At 73.9% G+C, this 467-nt stretch carries 1 protein-coding gene; it reads left to right on the top strand.

Annotation, left to right across the window (positions count from 1 at the left end):
* Positions 1-138: 138 nt before the first annotated feature.
* On the top strand, positions 139-467 hold a 329-nt coding region (locus ON27_RS29240), incomplete at its 3' end, for an urease accessory protein UreD (RefSeq protein ID WP_245560276.1).

Below are 467 nucleotides of genomic sequence, written 5' to 3' on the forward strand. Positions count from 1 at the left end.
AACTGCGCGCGGTCGCCGAGCAGGACCGGGCGGGCGCCGACGAATCCGCCGCCGCGCACTGAGTTGCCGCCGGTGCGCACGGAATTACGCATCGTCGCTCGCCCAGGCGCGCTTCCGGAAATCCACGCGAGCGGCGGGTTGTCCGCCCGCCGCACCGGTCCGCGGGCGGTTCATCTGATCGGCACCGCTGCCACGCCGCTGGGCGGCGACGAACTCGACGTCGTGATCGTGGTCGCGCCGGGCGCCGAACTGGTGGTGCGCTCGGTCGCGGCGACCTTGGCGCTGCCGGGCGCGGCGACGCCGCAATCGTGCGGGCGCTGGCGGCTCGATGTCGGTAGCGGGGGAGTGCTGGACTTCGACCCCGAGCCGATGATCGTCGCCGGCGGTGCGCGCCACCACACGGTCACCACGATCCGGCTGGGTTCCGATGCCCGGCTGCGGATGCGCGAACGCGTCCAGATCGGCCG

The sequence above is a fragment of the Nocardia asiatica NBRC 100129 genome, from assembly GCF_000308415.1.
GTDB lineage: Bacteria > Actinomycetota > Actinomycetes > Mycobacteriales > Mycobacteriaceae > Nocardia > Nocardia asiatica.